12 protein-coding genes are annotated in these 15,733 nt (G+C 65.0%); 5 read left to right on the top strand and 7 right to left on the bottom strand.

Going from position 1 to position 15,733, the window contains the following annotated elements:
- Positions 1–6 precede the first annotated feature (6 nt).
- The 3 genes from ftsA to lpxC all read left to right on the top strand — a co-directional run bounded on the left by ftsA (position 7) and on the right by lpxC (position 3,926).
- Entirely contained in the window at positions 7–1,239 is a 1,233-nt protein-coding gene (gene ftsA / locus B0E47_RS05530) for a cell division protein FtsA (protein WP_077513017.1), read from the top strand.
- 124 nt (positions 1,240–1,363) lie between these two features.
- A complete protein-coding gene (ftsZ, locus tag B0E47_RS05525; RefSeq protein ID WP_077513016.1) occupies positions 1,364–2,551 on the top strand; it encodes a cell division protein FtsZ in 1,188 nt (395 codons plus the stop codon).
- 460 nt (positions 2,552–3,011) lie between these two features.
- Positions 3,012–3,926: a UDP-3-O-acyl-N-acetylglucosamine deacetylase gene (lpxC, locus tag B0E47_RS05520; RefSeq protein WP_077513015.1), complete on the top strand. Its 915-nt coding sequence runs from the start codon at positions 3,012–3,014 to the stop codon at positions 3,924–3,926.
- Positions 3,927–4,094: 168 nt separating this feature from the next.
- Here lpxC and B0E47_RS05515 read toward each other — a convergent pair whose 3' ends face one another.
- Entirely contained in the window at positions 4,095–4,577 is a 483-nt protein-coding gene (locus B0E47_RS05515) for a DUF721 domain-containing protein (protein WP_077513014.1), read from the bottom strand.
- Positions 4,578–4,604: 27 nt separating this feature from the next.
- On the opposite strand from B0E47_RS05515, the gene B0E47_RS05510 reads away from it, so the two are divergent.
- Together B0E47_RS05510 and secA are read left to right on the top strand one after the other, a co-directional pair.
- On the top strand, positions 4,605–5,534 hold the full coding sequence (locus tag B0E47_RS05510) for a M23 family metallopeptidase (RefSeq protein WP_077513013.1): 930 nt from the start codon (positions 4,605–4,607) through the stop codon (positions 5,532–5,534).
- A 212-nt stretch (positions 5,535–5,746) separates the two neighbouring features.
- Complete coding sequence (gene secA / locus B0E47_RS05505) at positions 5,747–8,485, top strand: preprotein translocase subunit SecA (RefSeq protein ID WP_077513012.1); 2,739 nt, start codon at positions 5,747–5,749, stop codon at positions 8,483–8,485.
- 81 nt (positions 8,486–8,566) lie between these two features.
- Here secA and B0E47_RS05500 read toward each other — a convergent pair whose 3' ends face one another.
- The 6 genes from B0E47_RS05500 to lptD form a co-directional block, all read right to left on the bottom strand.
- Complete coding sequence (locus B0E47_RS05500; RefSeq protein WP_077513011.1) at positions 8,567–9,418, bottom strand: symmetrical bis(5'-nucleosyl)-tetraphosphatase; 852 nt, start codon at positions 9,416–9,418, stop codon at positions 8,567–8,569.
- Positions 9,419–9,433: 15 nt separating this feature from the next.
- Positions 9,434–9,817: a Co2+/Mg2+ efflux protein ApaG gene (apaG, locus tag B0E47_RS05495; RefSeq protein ID WP_077513010.1), complete on the bottom strand. Its 384-nt coding sequence runs from the start codon at positions 9,815–9,817 to the stop codon at positions 9,434–9,436.
- 63 nt (positions 9,818–9,880) lie between these two features.
- On the bottom strand, positions 9,881–10,672 hold the full coding sequence (gene rsmA / locus B0E47_RS05490) for a 16S rRNA (adenine(1518)-N(6)/adenine(1519)-N(6))-dimethyltransferase RsmA (protein WP_077513009.1): 792 nt from the start codon (positions 10,670–10,672) through the stop codon (positions 9,881–9,883).
- 55 nt (positions 10,673–10,727) lie between these two features.
- Positions 10,728–11,729: a 4-hydroxythreonine-4-phosphate dehydrogenase PdxA gene (gene pdxA, locus B0E47_RS05485; protein ID WP_077513008.1), complete on the bottom strand. Its 1,002-nt coding sequence runs from the start codon at positions 11,727–11,729 to the stop codon at positions 10,728–10,730.
- A gap of 5 nt (positions 11,730–11,734) precedes the next feature.
- Positions 11,735–13,084 carry a peptidylprolyl isomerase gene (locus tag B0E47_RS05480; RefSeq protein ID WP_077513007.1) on the bottom strand — a complete coding sequence of 450 codons (1,350 nt, stop codon included), beginning with the start codon at positions 13,082–13,084 and terminating at the stop codon, positions 11,735–11,737.
- A gap of 34 nt (positions 13,085–13,118) precedes the next feature.
- Positions 13,119–15,551: an LPS assembly protein LptD gene (lptD, locus tag B0E47_RS05475; RefSeq protein WP_139351353.1), complete on the bottom strand. Its 2,433-nt coding sequence runs from the start codon at positions 15,549–15,551 to the stop codon at positions 13,119–13,121.
- Positions 15,552–15,733 lie beyond the last annotated feature (182 nt).

Raw genomic sequence — 15,733 nt, 5'->3', positions numbered from 1 at the left:
CTCGCCATGAAAACGCGCAACGACAAGCAACTGGTGGTCGGGCTGGATATCGGCACCTCGAAGGTGGTGGCGATCGTCGGCGAGTACGAGCCGGGCGAGCCGATCACCGTGATCGGCATCGGCACCCACGTCTCGCGCGGCATGAAGCGCGGCTCGGTGGTCGACATCGAATCCACCGTGCACTCGATCCAGCGCGCGGTGGAGGAGGCCGAGCTGATGGCTGGCTGCGACATCCGCTCGGTCTACGCGTCGATCTCCGGTAGCCACCTGGAGACCCGCAACTCGCACGGCAACGCGGCGATTCGTGACCGCGAGGTGACCGCGGGCGACCTGGAGCAGGTGCTGGAGGCCGCCAGCGCGGTGGCGATCCCGGCCGACCGCAAGGTGCTCTACAAGGAGTCGCAGGAATATCGCATCGACGGCCAGGACGGCATTCGCCACCCGATCGGCATGAGCGGCGTGCGGCTGGAGGCGAACGTGCACCTGGTCACCGGTGCGGCGGCGGCAGTACAGAACGTCACCAAGTGCATCCAGCGCTGCGGCCTGAGCGTGGACGAGCTGGTGCCGTCGGCGCTGGCCAGCGCCAAGGCGGTGCTGACCGACGACGAGCGCGAGCTGGGCGTGTGCCTGGTCGACATCGGCGCCGGTACCACCGACATCGCGATCTATACCCAGGGCTCGATCCGCTATACCGCCTCGCTGCCGGTCGGCGGCGACCAGGTCACCAGCGACATCGCCTACGGCGTGCACACACCGACCGCGCATGCCGAGGAAATCAAGATCAAGTACGCCTGCGCGCAGACCGGGCTGGCGCACGCCGAGGAAACCATCCAGGTGCCCAGCGTGGGCGATCGGCCGCCGCGTCGGCTGGCGCGGCAGTCGCTGGCGCAGAGCGTGCAGGCGCGTTACGAGGAAATCTTCGAGATGGTGCAGGACCAGTTGCGCCGCTCCGGCTACGAGAGCCTGGTCGCGGCCGGCGTGGTGCTGACCGGGGGCGCTTCGCGCATGGAAGGTGCGCTGGAGTTGGCCGAGGAGATCTTCCACAAGATGGTGCGCATCGGCGTGCCGCAGCAGATCGATGGTCTGGGCGAGGTGGTTTCCAGTCCCTTGCATGCGACCGGGGTGGGCCTGTTGCTGCATGGTTCGCGCGCCGGTGGCGCGCGTGCCGGCGGGCCGGTCGGCGGCAGCATGGGCGGCATGGTCGACAAGTTGCGCGGCTGGCTGACCAGAAATTTCTGAGCGACACGAGTTTTGGTGATGCAGGAGGCGTCGCCACGGGTGGAAGGACAGCCACCCACCACCATGAGCCGACAGGAGTCGTCCCTCATGGTTAAAACGACAACAACTCTACGGAGGACGGGAAATGTTTGAATTGATTGATAAACTCGCACCCAATGCAGTGATCAAGGTGATCGGCGTGGGCGGTGGCGGCGGCAATGCCGTGGCGCACATGCTGAATGCCAACATCGAAGGCGTCGAATTCATCGTCGCCAACACCGACGCGCAGGCGATGACCAGCTGTGGCTCGCGTACCCACCTGCAGCTCGGTGGCAACGTGACCAAGGGCCTCGGTGCCGGCGCCAACCCCGAAGTGGGCCGTCAGGCTGCACTGGAGGACCGTGAACGCATCGAGGCGATGCTGGAAGGTGCCGACATGGTGTTCATCACCTGCGGCATGGGCGGTGGCACCGGTACCGGCGCTGCGCCGGTGGTGGCGCAGCTGGCCAAGGAAAAGGGCATCCTCACCGTGGCCGTGGTGACCAAGCCGTTCCCGTTCGAGGGTCGTCGGCGCATGCAGGTTGCCTTGAAGGGCATCGAGGACCTGTCGCAGCATGTGGATTCGCTGATCACCGTGCCGAACGAGAAGTTGCTCAGCGTGCTCGGCCGCGACGTCACCCTGCTGAATGCGTTCAAGGCCGCCAACGACGTGCTGCAAGGCGCCGTGCAGGGCATCGCCGACCTGATCACCGCCCCGGGCCTGATCAACGTCGACTTCGCCGACGTGCGTACGGTGATGTCCGAAATGGGCCTGGCGATGATGGGCTCGGGTACCGCCCGCGGCGACGACCGTGCCCAGGCGGCGGCCGAGGCGGCGATCAAGAACCCGCTGCTGGAGGACGTCAACCTCAACGGCGCCTGCGGCATCCTGGTCAACGTGACGGCAGGCACCAACCTGACCATGCGCGAGTTCGACGAGATCGGCCGGATCATCCACGACTTCGCCAGCGAGGACGCGACCGTGGTGATCGGCACCTCGCTCGATCCGGAGATGAAGGACGACGTGCGCGTGACCGTGGTGGCCACCGGCCTCAACCGGGCCAACGCCTCGCGCGGCCAGCCACCGATCCGCATGGTCGAGACCCAGCAGGTGCAGATGCGGCCGCGCCCGGTGGTGTTGCGCACAGGTACCGGTAACGAGGTGGTCGATTACGCACAACCGGAAATGGTCGGCAGCCAGAGCCGTGCCGAGTCCGCGGGATCGGCAAAGCATGCTGACAGCGGCCTCGACTACCTGGATATTCCGGCGTTTCTCCGCCGCCAGGCCGACTGAGGGAAAGGTTGCACCGGTCAAGGCGATGCGAAATCATTGAACGATCGCTCGTCAAGCTGGTCAGTCTGTACTTGTAAGCCAGGTAGGCTGTCTGCAGCAGGGCACAGGTGCCCCGGACGTTGGGGCACGTGAAACACCGGGCCGGCCTCGCGCAGGGGCCGGTCGCTGCAGCGGCACAGCAGCAGGACCATGCGTCGGGATTGACGCGTGGCCAGTCGCCATAGATGAGCCGTGGCGGCCGGTTCGATGCCCCGTGCCGGATTCCCGTCCCTGGTGCGGGGCATCGATATCGACCCGCCGGTGGGTGGGGGAAAACAGACAGTGGACGCTCATCCATCCATGGGTGAGAGCAACATGAAGACTTAATCAGACTGTACGGTACGGTTTGCTTTTATCTCAGGTTAAAACTGTGTTAGCATCCGCACCTGATTGGCTGCTGCCTCCACGGGTACCAACAACAATGATCAAGCAGCGTACGCTCAAAAACATCATCCGGGCGACCGGTGTCGGGTTGCACACGGGTGACAAGGTGTACATGACCTTGCGGCCTGCTGCGCCCAATACAGGCATCGTTTTTCGTCGAACGGATCTTGATCCGCCGGTCGATATTCGCGCCCGCCAGGACAACGTCGGTGATACCCGGCTGTCGACCACGCTGGTCAATGGCGACGCACGCGTCTCCACGGTCGAGCATCTGCTCTCGGCGATGGCCGGGCTCGGTATCGACAATGCCTATGTCGACCTGTCCGCGCCGGAAGTGCCGATCATGGACGGCAGTGCCGGTCCGTTCGTGTTCCTGCTGCAGTCCGCGGGCATCGAAGAGCAGAACGTGGCCAAGCGCTTCATCCGCATCAGGAAACCGGTGAAGGTGCAGGAAGGCGACAAGTGGGCCAGCTTCGACCCGTTCGACGGCTTCAAGGTCGGCTTTTCGATCGACTTCAACCATCCGATCATCAGCAAGCGCACCTCGCGTGCCGAGATCGACTTTTCCACCACCTCCTTCGTCAAGGAAGTCAGCCGCGCCCGTACCTTCGGTTTCATGCGCGACATCGAGATGCTGCGCGAACACAACCTGGCGCTGGGCGGTTCGATGGACAACGCGGTGGTGCTTGATGACTATCGCGTGCTCAACGAAGACGGCCTGCGTTACGAGGACGAGTTTGTCAAGCACAAGATCCTCGATGCGATCGGCGACCTCTATCTGCTCGGCCACAGTCTCGTCGGCGCCTACCATGCGCACAAGTCCGGTCACGAACTGAACAACAAGTTGCTGCGTACCCTGATGGCCGATGCCTCGGCATGGGAAGAAGTCAGCTACCAGGATGATCCGGCCGTCTCGCCGATTTCCTACGCGCATCCTGCCCAGGCGATCTGAGCGCCGTCGCCAGCGCCCTGCAGCAACCGTCGTCAAGAAAAAGGCCGGGTCATCAGACCCGGCCTTTTTCTTGACGTGCGCCACATTCCCGGCGGGTGCTGCTTCACCTCATGGTGACTCCGGGCTGTTGCGTACGCCCATGCGTGCTATAAACACACCCTCGCGATGTCAGCCGGTGTCGCGACCGGGGGAATCAGCGGTTTCGGCGAGGGACGCCAGCTTGAGGAACAGAACCCGCCATTCGGGGTCTGTGGATGACGCGGCAGCGGCCCTGAGATGGGTGGCTGCAGCTGGCGAAAGCGGTCTCGACTGATCCGGCATGCTTGCGGCGGCCGGTTGGGGAGCCACTTTCACGGTGACTGAACTGGCGCAGGTGCCGATGGCGCGTGCGGAGGCAAGGATCTGTGTCTGCATCAAGCGCAGACGCGATGCCCAAGCCGGTGAAGACGCCAGAAAGACGAGGCGGTCGTTGCGCAGGTTGGCGAATCTCACCTGCTCGCGCAGCGGCGATGGCAACGTCTGGCGCAAGGCGCGATCCAGCGCTTCCAGCGCGCCGGCCTTCCGGGCCAGCGACGCGAAGGAGCCGCAGTCGGCGAGGGACTTCGGTCCGTGGCCGGGGCGGCGGGAAGCGATGGGTTCCGCGCGTTGCATGGTGCCGACATTCGAATTTGGAAAGACATGCAGATCATACTCGTCTCACATGCCAGGAAACTGCCGAAGACCCTGGACCTCGCCAATCGGCGTCTGCGCTGGAAGCTGCTGTCGTTGCTCTCACTCGCGGTCCTGGCTTGCGTGTCGCTGGGCGCCGCCCTGGCACTCGTCATCGCCAGTCCGCGTGACCACGCGCTGGCACAGCTTCACGATCTGCAGCAGCAGATCCGGCAGCAGGACAGCCAGTTGGGCAGCGTGCGCGTGGATGCGCAGCGGAGCCTCAATGCGCTGGCGGTCAAACTGGGCCAACTACAGGCACAGTCGACCCGTTTGAACGCGCTCGGCGAGCGACTGGTCCAGGTAGGCAAGCTCGATGGCGGCGAGTTCGATTTCGACCAGGCGCCGGCCGTCGGCGGTGTCGAGGACTCGAGCGGCACCGGCTACGCCTTGCCACCGTCCCTGGAGACTGGAATCGATCAGTTGACGGGCCAGTTCAATACGCAGCAGGCGCAGCTCTCGGCGTTGCAGAGCCTGCTGCTGGATGCCCGCATCGAATCGAATCTCAAGCCGACCGGGATGCCGGTTCCGGGTTACATTTCGTCCTACTTCGGGGTACGCCCGGATCCGTTCGATGGCCAGTCGGAACGGCACACCGGCATCGACATCGCCACGCCGTACGGTACGTCCGTGCATGCGGTGGCCGAGGGCATGGTTACCTACGCGGGCGTACGCCGCGGCTACGGCAACGTGGTGGAGATCGACCACGGCAACGGCTACATGACGCGCTATGCCCACAACAGCAAGCTGGACGTGCACCCGGGCCAGCACGTGCAGGTTGGCGACGTGATTGCCCAGGCGGGATCGACCGGGCGGTCCACCGGCTCGCACGTGCATTTCGAGGTCTGGTACGACGGCCGCGTGGTCAATCCGCTCGCGTTCGTGCGCAATCACCGCTGACAGCTCCGGCGCCCCCGCCGCGAAGCCTTGAATCCGCCGGCAATCGCCGCCATTTTCGGGCGGTGGCGCGGTTTCACCGAGGGTGGACTTCCGCCGCTAGTATCCCGCCGCCACCGGCAGCCCCGACCGGGCCGGCTCTGACGAGCATGTAGTAATATGCTCGATTGGCTCGCGATTGTGGCGGGCGTTCTGTTCCCCTATCCGGAAGATCGATGTTCAACCGTGCCCTGACGAGTCTGTTTGGCAGCCGCAACGAGCGCGTGCTGCGTCAGCTTTCACGTACCGTCCACCGCATCAATGCGCTGGAGCCCGAGTTTGAGAAACTGGACGATGCGGCACTGCGTGCCAAGACCGTGGAGTTCAAGCAGCGGCATGCCGCGGGCGAGTCGCTGGACAAGCTGCTGCCGGAAGCCTTTGCGGTGGCGCGCGAGGCATCCAAGCGCACGCTGGGCATGCGCCCCTACGACGTCCAGTTGATTGGCGGCATGGTGCTGCACCAGGGCAAGATCGCCGAGATGCGCACCGGCGAAGGCAAGACCCTGGTCGCCACCTTGCCGGTTTATCTCAACGCGATTGCCGGCAAGGGCGTGCATGTCGTCACGGTCAACGATTATCTGGCCCGGCGCGACTCGGCGCAGATGGGCAAGCTCTACAATTTCCTGGGGCTGAGCGTGGATGTGGTGTGGCCGGGCATGGACCACGCCGACAAGCACGCGGCCTATGCGGCCGACATCACCTACGGCACCAACAACGAGTTCGGCTTCGACTACCTGCGCGACAACATGGCGTTGAGCAAGGAACAGCGCTACCAGCGCGGCCTGCACTATGCGATCGTCGACGAGGTCGACTCGATCCTGATCGACGAGGCGCGCACCCCGCTGATCATCTCCGGCCCGGCCGAGGACTCCCCGCAGCTGTACCTGGCGGTCAACAAGATCGTGCCGCGGATGCTCCGTCAAACCGAGGAAGAGGGTGAGGGCGACTACTGGGTCGACGAGAAACAGAAACAGGTGCACCTGTCCGAAGCCGGCATGCAGCACGCCGACGAGCTGCTGCGCGAGGCCGGTGTCATCGACCAGGACAGCGGCCTGTACGACTCCAAGAACCTGGCGGTGGTGCATCACCTCAACGCCGCGCTGCGCGCCAACGGCATCTACCAGCGCGACGTCGACTACATCGTGCGCGACGGCGAGGTGATCATCGTCGACGAGTTCACCGGTCGCACCCTGGCCGGCCGTCGCTGGTCCGACGGCCTGCACCAGGCGGTCGAGGCGAAGGAAGGCGTGCCGATCCAGCGCGAGAACCAGACGCTGGCGACGGTGACGTTCCAGAACCTGTTCCGCATGTACAAGAAGCTGTCCGGCATGACCGGCACGGCCGATACCGAGGCGTTCGAGTTCCAGAGCATCTACGGTCTGGAGGTGGTGGTGATCCCCACCCACAAGCCGATGATCCGCAAGGACAACGCGGACATGATCTTCCTGTCGCAGACGCCGAAATACAACTCGGTGATCGAGGACATCAAGGATTGCCACAAGCGCGGCCAGCCGGTGCTGGTCGGCACCACCTCGATCGAGGTGTCCGAGCTGCTGTCCGGCCTGTTGAAAAAGGCTGGTGTGGCGCACGAGGTGCTCAATGCCAAGCAGCATGAGCGCGAAGCGCACATCGTGGCGCAGGCCGGTGCGCCCGGCCAAGTCACCATCGCCACCAACATGGCCGGTCGCGGTACCGATATCGTGCTCGGCGGCAGCCTCGACGCCGCCCTGGCGGCGTTGCCGGAAGATGCCAGCGAGATCGATCGCCAGCGCGCCAAGGCCGAATGGAAGAAGCTGCACGAGCAGGTGCTGGCCGCCGGCGGCCTGCACATCATCGGTACCGAGCGGCACGAATCGCGGCGCATCGACAACCAGTTGCGCGGCCGCTCCGGCCGTCAGGGCGATCCGGGCTCCTCGCGTTTCTACCTGTCGCTGGAAGACAACCTGCTGCGCATCTTCGGCGGCGAAGGCCTGGTGCGCTGGATGAAGCGCTTCGGCATGAAGGACGACGACGCGCTGGAAGATCGCATGATCAGCCGGCAGATCGAGAAGGCGCAGCGCAAGGTCGAGCAGCACAACTTCGACATCCGCAAACACCTGCTGGAATTCGACGACGTCGCCAACGACCAGCGCAAGGTGATCTATCGCCAGCGCGACGAACTGCTTGAAGGCGAGGAGGTCTCGGCCACCGTCGCCGACATTCGCGATGACGTGGTGCAGACCATGGTGAGGTCCTACGTCCCCGCCGAAAGCATCGACGAGCAATGGGACCTGGCAGGGCTGGATCGGGAGCTGTCGAGCGAATTCGGGCTGTCAGCCGACATCAAGCACTGGGTGGAGCAGCAGCACGAAGTCGACGCCGAGATGATCCTCGGGCACGTGCGCGAGCAGTTGACCGGGCTGTTCGGGGTCAAGGAGGCGCAGATCGGCGCCGAAACCATGCGTCAGCTGGAAAAGCACGTGATGCTGACCGTGGTGGACAACGCCTGGAAGGACCATCTTTCCAGCATGGATTACCTGCGCCAGGGCATCTACCTGGTGGGTTACGCCCAGCAGGACCCGAAGCAGGCGTTCAAGCGCGAGTCGTTCGTGCTGTTCTCCGACATGCTCGCCCGGATCAAGTCCGAGGTGGTGCAGATGCTCGCCCGCATCCGCATCCGCAGCGAAGAGGAAGTCGCGGCGATGGAGGCCGAGCAGCAGCGCATGGCCGAGCGCCTGCAGAAGCAGATGCTGGCTACCGGCGGCGGCGCTCCACCCAGCGCCTTCGGCGCGGCGGACGAGGCGGCGGCCGGCGCGGGTGGCATGCGACTTGCGCCGCAGCCGGCACAGCACGACGGCCCCAAGGTCGGGCGCAACGAACCCTGCCCCTGCGGCTCGGGCAAGAAGTACAAGCACTGCCACGGCCAGCTGACCTGAGCGAAAAGCGAGGAGTGAGTGGAGAGGAGAGAGAAAAGAGAGAGGGCTACGAGGCTTTCTCTCACCACTCACTCCTGCTTTTCAGTCTTCGCCGCCCGGTGGGCGCTTGCGATGGGGCTCCGCGTTCACGGTGACGTATTGCAGCTCTTCGCCGTCCAGTCGCAAGGCGGTGAGCTTGCCGCCCCATACGCAGCCGGTGTCGATGGCGTGCACGCCCAGCCCGGCGAATCGACCGAGCGCGGACCAGTGGCCGCAGACGATGCGGGTGTCGCGCCGACGCATGCCCGGCACCGAAAACCACGGATACAGCCCCGGTTTCTGCGTGCCGGGAATACCCTTGGCGTCGAAATCGATGCGGCCGTTGACATCGCAATAGCGCATGCGGGTCATGGTGTTGATGGTGGCGCGGTATCGATCCGGGCCCTGCAACCGGCTGGACCACTGCGCCGGGCGGTTACCGAACAGGTTCCGTAGCAGGCGCGGGTGGCGCGGACTGGACAGTTCCCGCTCGACATCCTGGGCGGCACGCTGCGCCTGTCGCAGCGTCCACATCGGCGCGAGCCCCGCATGCACCATGGTCCAGTTGAGCTGCTCGTCGTGGTGCAGGAGTTTCTGCGAGCGCAGCCATTCGAACAGCACCGGCGCGTCGCTGGCAAACAGCACTTCGCGCAGCTCGGGGTTCACCCGCGCCTGGGCGTCGGGTTTGCGCTGGGCAATCGCCAGCAGGCTCAGGTCGTGGTTGCCCAGGGTGATGACACTCGATTCGCGCAGGCCGTGAATCAGCCGCAGCGTCTCCAGCGACTGTCCGCCGCGGTTGACCAGGTCGCCGCAGAACCACAGTTGATCCTGCGCGGGATCGAAGCGCAGCTTGTCCAGTAGGCGTTGCAGTTCGGGATAGCAGCCCTGCACGTCGCCGATCGCGTAGGTCGCCATGTCAGTCCTTGACCATCAATGCAGGGTGCGCGGGATGGACAAGGTGAAGGTCGGTATCGGCGCCTCGAACTCGGTACCGTCGTCGGCCAGCATCTGGTAGCTGCCGCCCATGATGCCCACCGGGGTCTCGAGCACGGCGCCGGAGGTGTACTCGAAATCGTCGCCGGGCCGCATCCACGGTTGTTCGCCGACCACGCCGTCGCCGCTCACTTCCTCCACCTTGCCGTTGGCATCGGTGATCAGCCAGCGGCGGGTGAGCAGGCGTGCCGGCAGCTTGCCGGCATTGCGCAGGGTGATGGTGTAGGCAAAAACGTAGCGATTGTCACCGGGTTTGGATTGGTCGGGGACGAAACGGGTTTGCACCTGCACGTCGATCGTGTAGGGAGATTCTTCAGTCATGGCCGGATTGTAAGGCCTGCTGTCGCGAATGGGGTGACGCGATCGCGAATACGCGGCAAGCGCCTATCCCTGGCTGGAATAAACCTTGGCCAGGCGCACGAAGTCTTCCGGCGCAAGCGTTTCGGCGCGGGCTCGCGGATCGATGTCTGCGCGGCGTATCGCGTCGCTGTCGAGCAACTGCTTGAGGGCATTGGCGAGTGTCTTGCGGCGTTGCCCGAATGCGGCCTTGACCACGGCGTAGACATGCTCCGGTCGCGCGTCATGCAATTCGTGACTCGGCAGCGGCACCAGCCGAACCACGGCCGATTCCACCTTCGGCGGCGGTCGGAATGCTTCCGGCGGCACGTCGAACAGCGGCTCGACGCGGCAGGCCAGCTGCAGCATCACCGACAGCCGTCCATATACCTTGCTGCCCGGTGTCGCGGCCATCCGCTCGACCACTTCCTTCTGTAGCATGAAGTGCATGTCCTGGATCGCGGCGGCGTGCTCGACGCAATGAAACAGGATCGGGCTGGAGATGTAGTAGGGCAGGTTGCCCGCGAGGCGCAGGCGCGGCACGCCATGGCTGTGCGCCATCGCGCTGAAGTCGATCTTCAACACATCGGCGTGGACGATATGCAGCTCGCCGATGCCGCTGGCGCGCGCCTGCAGGCCGGGGATCAGGTCGGTGTCCAGCTCGATCGCGGTGAGCTTGCCGGACACCTTCAGCAACGGCAGGGTCAGCGCACCTTCGCCCGGCCCGATCTCGACCAGGAAATCGTCGCTGCGCGGAGCTATCGCGCTGACGATGCTGTCGATAAAGCGACGGTCGTGCAGGAAGTGCTGGCCGAAGCTTTTCTTGGGGCGGGCGCTCATGGGTCAGGAGTAAGTGGAGAGGAGTAAGGAGTGAGAGTGATGACGTTGCTGTTACTCATCTCTCGTTCTCCGGCGCGTGCTTTTTTCGCTGCACGAGTTCCAGCGCGAGCTTGGCGGCAGCGATCAGGCTGGCCGGATCGGCGCGACCGCTGCCGGCCAGGTCCAGCGCGGTGCCGTGGTCGACCGAGGTGCGGATGAATGGCAGGCCGAGGGTAAGGTTGACGGTGCGATCGAACGCCTCGCTTTTCAGCACCGGCAGCGCCTGGTCGTGGTACATCGCCAGCACCGCGTCGTAGCGGGTGCGCTGTGCAGGCACGAAGGCGGTGTCGGCGGGCAGCGGGCCGAGCAGGTGCATGCCTTCGGCGCGTAGGGCTTCGAGCGTGGGGATGATGGTATCCAGCTCCTCGCGACCGAGATAGCCACCTTCGCCGGCGTGCGGGTTGAGTCCGAGTACCGCGATGCGCGGATCGGCCAGGCCGAATTTCGTGCGCAGTTCGGCGTAGACGATGCGCAGCACGCGCGTCAGCGCCGCGGAGGTGATGGCCGCCGGCACCGCTGCCAGCGGCAGGTGGGTGGTGGCCAGGGCGACCCGCAAGTCGGGGCTGGCCAGCATCATCACCACATCGGCCCGGGCCCGCTCCGCAAAGAATTCAGTGTGGCCGCTGAAGCGGATGCCGGCGTCGTTGATCGAGGACTTCTGCAGTGGCGCGGTGACTGCCGCGTCATAGCGGCCGGCAACGCAGCCATCGGCGGCTTCGGCCAGGGTGGCCAGTACATGGGGCGCGTTGCGCGGATCGGGTTGGCCGGGCATTTCGTCCGCGGCCAGCGGTGTGTGCCGCACGCGCAGCGTGCCGGGACGGCGCGCTGCCTCGCCCGTGCCATCGTCGTCGATCAGCACGATGTTCGCGCCGCAGCGTGCCGCCGCACGTTGCAGCAGGTGGCGATCGGTGATCGCCACCAGGGTGGCCGCCAGCGGCGTGGCCGCCAATCGGATCAGCAGCTCCGGGCCGATGCCCGCGGGCTCGCCGGCGGTGACGGCCAGCCGGGCCAGCGGCATGAGGTTCAGCCGGCCTGGGCGGTGGCGCCGTTGGCGGACGTATCCGTCTCGCGCAACTCCGGCACCAGGATGTCGATGTAGGCGTTGGAACGCAGGTCGCGCAGGAAGTCGTCGTAGGCCTGATCGGATTTGCGGTTGCCGATTGCCTGGCGCGCCTGGGCGCGTTCGAGCTGCACGGTCTGGTCGCTCTGGCGCGTGCCGAGTCGTTCCAGGATGTGCCAGCCGGCCTCGCTCTGGAACGGCTGTGATACCTGCCCGTCCTTCAACTCGGCGAGTTTGCCGGCGATCGTCTGCCCCCACGCGTCGGGCTGGAACCAGCTCATGTCGCCACCGAGGTTGGCGGTGGTGTCGTCCTTCGAGTACTCCTTGGCCAGCGCCGCGAAATCCTCGTGCTTGTTGACGATGCGGTTGTACAGGTCCTGCGCCTTCTGCTCTGCCTGGGCCGAGGTCAGCAGGTCGCTCGGCTTGATCAGGATTTGCCGCGCATGATATTCGGTGACCATCTTGCGATCGCCCTTGCGCTCGCCGATCAGCTTGAGGATGTGGAAGCCGGTGGGGCCACGCAAGGCGGGGCTGACCTGGCCGGGTTGCATCGAGCTGATGGTGTCGGCGAATGCCGGCGGAATCTCGTCCATGCGCCGCCAGCCGAGGTCGCCGCCATCCAGCGCATCGGGCGCGTCGGAGTAGCGGATCGCGGCGGCGTTGAAATCCATGCCGCCCTTGATCGCGGCCAGCGCCTGCTCGGCCTTGGCCTGGCTGGCCTGGATCGCGGCGGCGTCGGCGCCGCCGGGGATGCTGATCTGGATGTGCGCCAAGTGGACTTCACCGGCCTTGTAGTTCGGGCTGTTCAGCAGGTTGTCGATTTCGCTGTCGGTCACCGATACCGAATTCTGGATCACGCCCTGATGCAGCCGCTGCACGGTGATCTGGTCGGCCAGTTGCTGGCGGAATGCGGCAAAGCTGGAGCCCTGTTGTTCCACCGCCGCGCGCAGTTGCTCCGGGGTGAGCTTGTTTTGCTGGGCCACGCCCTGAACCGCACGGTCCACATCCGCGTCGGAAACCGTGATGCCCTGGTCCTGTGCCTTCTGGATCTGCAGGCGCATCAGGATCAGCCGGTTGAGCACCTGCCGCCTCAGCACGTTCACCGGCGGCAGTTGCCCGGCCTGGCCGGCGTACTGCTGTTCGATCGCATGTGCTGCCTCGTCCAGGTCGCTTTGCAGGATGACGTCGTCGTTGACCACGGCGACGATGCGGTCCAGCGGCTGGCTGGCGGGCGCACTGGGCGCAAGCAGTTGTGCGTGGGCCGGGAGTGCGATCGCGAAGGCGAACAGGAGGGTCGCAAGGAGTTGCTTCATCAGAGGGAAAGCCTGGATCGCCGGAGCGGTTGCGTTATTGATAGCCGAGAATATCACGGCGCAGCAGTGGGTCGATTTGTCCGCCGGTCGAGCCCAGGCCCTTGAACACCACTTCAAACAGGATGGCATTGTCACGCCGGTTGGTATTGTTGCCCGGGGGAAGCGGGACGGTACCGTAATAGGACTGGTTGACATAGTTGCGATCAACCAGGCGCAGGGTGACGCAGCAACTGTCGTATTCCACGCCGAGCATGGCGTCCACGGTACCCGTGGGTATCTTGTAGGCGGTCTTGATGGCAGGGGCGTAGGTCCAGGCTCCGAGCAGGCGCCAGTTGCCTGCTATCGGATAGACCACTGACGCGCTGTATTGTTCCAGCAGGCCGCGTCGATAGTGGTAGGAGAAGTTGAGGATGCCATCGGTGCCGATGCGCCGCTGCAGGCCCAGCGTGGCCATCTGGTTCAATCGGGTGTTCGGGCTCCACTGATACGCGCTGTTCAAGCGCCAGCGGTCGCTGAGCTGCAGATCGAGCTGGGCCACGTAGGCCGAACCCGACCAGTCGGTCGCGGCGGCCACGGTATTCTGTCCGGTCGGCAGTTGCACGCGCTGCGGCGTGAAATAGCGGATCTGGCCGAAGCTGGCCGACAGCCGTTCCACGCCCTGATCGTCGAGCAGGCGGGAAGTGATCGCCCCGGTCAGGTTGTTCGCATTCATTTGCCGGTCCGCCCCGGAGAACTGGTTGGGCGAAAACAGCTGCCAGTAGTCGAACGACATCAGGCTGGTGTTGAACAGCGGCAGATTGTCCTGGTTGCGGTAGGGCACGTACAGGTAGTACAGCCGCGGTTCCAGGGTCTGCGTGTAGCTGGTGCCGAACAGCGAGGTGCTGCGATCGAACACCAGGCCGCTGTCGAGGCTCACGATCGGCAGCGACCGGCTCGGCGATGCCTGCGTGAACGGCGACGTCGTGCCGCTGCCGAGCAAGCCGGAATAGCCGTAATCCTGGTACCCGCTGCTCAACTGGTAGGCGGTGTAGCGCCAGGCGAGTTTCGGTCGCACGAACCAGGCCGAGGTGCCGAAATCGGCCGCCAGGTAAGGGTACAGGTCCTCCCGCTGGCCTTCGACGTAGCCGGTCTTGCGGAACATCACCGCCTCGGCGTCGACGCCCGCGTCAAGCCAGCGCGAGAGCGGCACGTCCATGCTGTAGCGCGCATAGGGCAGTTGCCGGTAGGGCAGTGAACTGTCGGTCGCGAACGGGTTGGTGTTCTGGTAGGTGGTGACGCCGAACGAGGCGTTCCACCATTTGCCGCTACCGGCGATGGCCGCGCCCGAACTCAACAGGTACACCGGTGTTCGCGACAGCGCGTTGCCGTAGTCGTACAGGTAGCTGCTGTCCGAAGCGCGATTGTATGAACCGACGAACTGCCATCCCTGCCACAGTTGCGTCGTGTTCGAGAGATTGACCAGGTAACGCGAGTCGCCCTGGGTATCGGCCAGGCCATCGCTCTGACCATGGTCGCGCGGCACGTACTCCGCGTTCAACTGGCCCGTCGTGCCGGGCAGCAGGTAACGGAATTCGCCGGCCAGCATTGCGCCGCGGCCGGTGTAGATGCGCGGGTCCAGCGTGGCGTCGTAGTTCGGCGCCAGGTTCAGGTAATAAGGCGTGCTGACTTCGAAGCCCGCACGGCCGGTTTTGCCGAAGCTGGGATACAGAAAACCGCTCTTTCGGCGGTTGTCAGTCGGAAAGGTGAAATACGGCAGGTACAGGAACGGCAGCTTGCCGATGCGCATGGTGGCGTTGCGCGCCACGCCGACGCCGTTGGCCTTGTCGATGCTGATCGACTTGGCGCGGAATTCCCAGACGTGGTGGCCGACGTCGCAGGTCGAATACGTGGCCATCGAGTAGCGGGTGTGTTGGGCATCCAGCATGTGCCCCTGCCTGGCGACACCGTTGCCCCGTGATTCCAGCATCTGGTAACGCACGTCGTCGGCGACGCCACGGCTGGCATCGGTGTTGCCCTTCATGTGCGAGGCGGCCAGCAATTGCCCCGCTTCCTGGTAGCGCACGTTGCCGCGTGCGTCGTAGTCGGTGCTGTCGTCGTTGTAGTCGACCCGGTCGGCCTGCAGCTGCTGGTCGGCACGCTGCATGACCACGTCGCCGGAAAAGTGGTAGACCGTCTGGTTGGAGCTGTCGACGTGTTGCGCGTTGACGTAGGACGGGCTGGTATCGCGCAGGCTGCTGTCCTTGCTCAGGGTCGGGTCGTAGAACTCCAGCAGCGCATTCGGGCGGCACATCGCGTAGTTGTAGGGACGCGGTGCGCAATGGAACGAACCCAGCGGGCAGGACTGATCCGGGTCGTCGGACGAGGCCTTGGGATGGCTGTGGCCACCCTTGGCGCTGGCCTGGCCGCCGACCAGGGCAAGGGCGGCGGCGACCGCCAGCAGGCGGCGTGGAGGAAACTTGGACATCACGGGGGAAATCTGCCGGCTTCGAAGGCTGGTTAAGCTAGCAGAAAGACCCCTCCGACGGCAGGAAAGGCTTTCTCCGGGCTGCGCAGGGATTCAGCATGCGCGGGGTGGAAAACGGGTGGGGAGTGGCACGGGGGATGGTGGCGCGCGTGCTTTTGGCGAATTTGTGGCGTCCCCCTTCAAGC

Source organism: Rhodanobacter sp. B05 (genome assembly GCF_002001085.1).
GTDB lineage: Bacteria > Pseudomonadota > Gammaproteobacteria > Xanthomonadales > Rhodanobacteraceae > Rhodanobacter.
This window is presented reverse-complemented; position numbering and strand designations above follow the sequence as displayed.

Bases quoted from the DNA above. Each gene is read 5' to 3' on its own strand.
- ftsZ (WP_077513016.1), top strand. From the start codon at position 1,364: ATGTTTGAATTGATTGATAAACTCGCACCCAATGCAGTGATCAAGGTG.
- ftsA (WP_077513017.1), top strand. From the start codon at position 7: ATGAAAACGCGCAACGACAAGCAACTGGTGGTCGGGCTGGATATCGGC.
- B0E47_RS05480 (WP_077513007.1), bottom strand. From the start codon at position 13,084: ATGAAGCAACTCCTTGCGACCCTCCTGTTCGCCTTCGCGATCGCACTC.
- secA (WP_077513012.1), top strand. From the start codon at position 5,747: ATGTTCAACCGTGCCCTGACGAGTCTGTTTGGCAGCCGCAACGAGCGC.
- lpxC (WP_077513015.1), top strand. From the start codon at position 3,012: ATGATCAAGCAGCGTACGCTCAAAAACATCATCCGGGCGACCGGTGTC.
- apaG (WP_077513010.1), bottom strand. From the start codon at position 9,817: ATGACTGAAGAATCTCCCTACACGATCGACGTGCAGGTGCAAACCCGT.
- B0E47_RS05510 (WP_077513013.1), top strand. From the start codon at position 4,605: ATGCAGATCATACTCGTCTCACATGCCAGGAAACTGCCGAAGACCCTG.
- B0E47_RS05515 (WP_077513014.1), bottom strand. From the start codon at position 4,577: ATGCAACGCGCGGAACCCATCGCTTCCCGCCGCCCCGGCCACGGACCG.
- B0E47_RS05500 (WP_077513011.1), bottom strand. From the start codon at position 9,418: ATGGCGACCTACGCGATCGGCGACGTGCAGGGCTGCTATCCCGAACTG.
- rsmA (WP_077513009.1), bottom strand. From the start codon at position 10,672: ATGAGCGCCCGCCCCAAGAAAAGCTTCGGCCAGCACTTCCTGCACGAC.
- pdxA (WP_077513008.1), bottom strand. From the start codon at position 11,729: ATGCCGCTGGCCCGGCTGGCCGTCACCGCCGGCGAGCCCGCGGGCATC.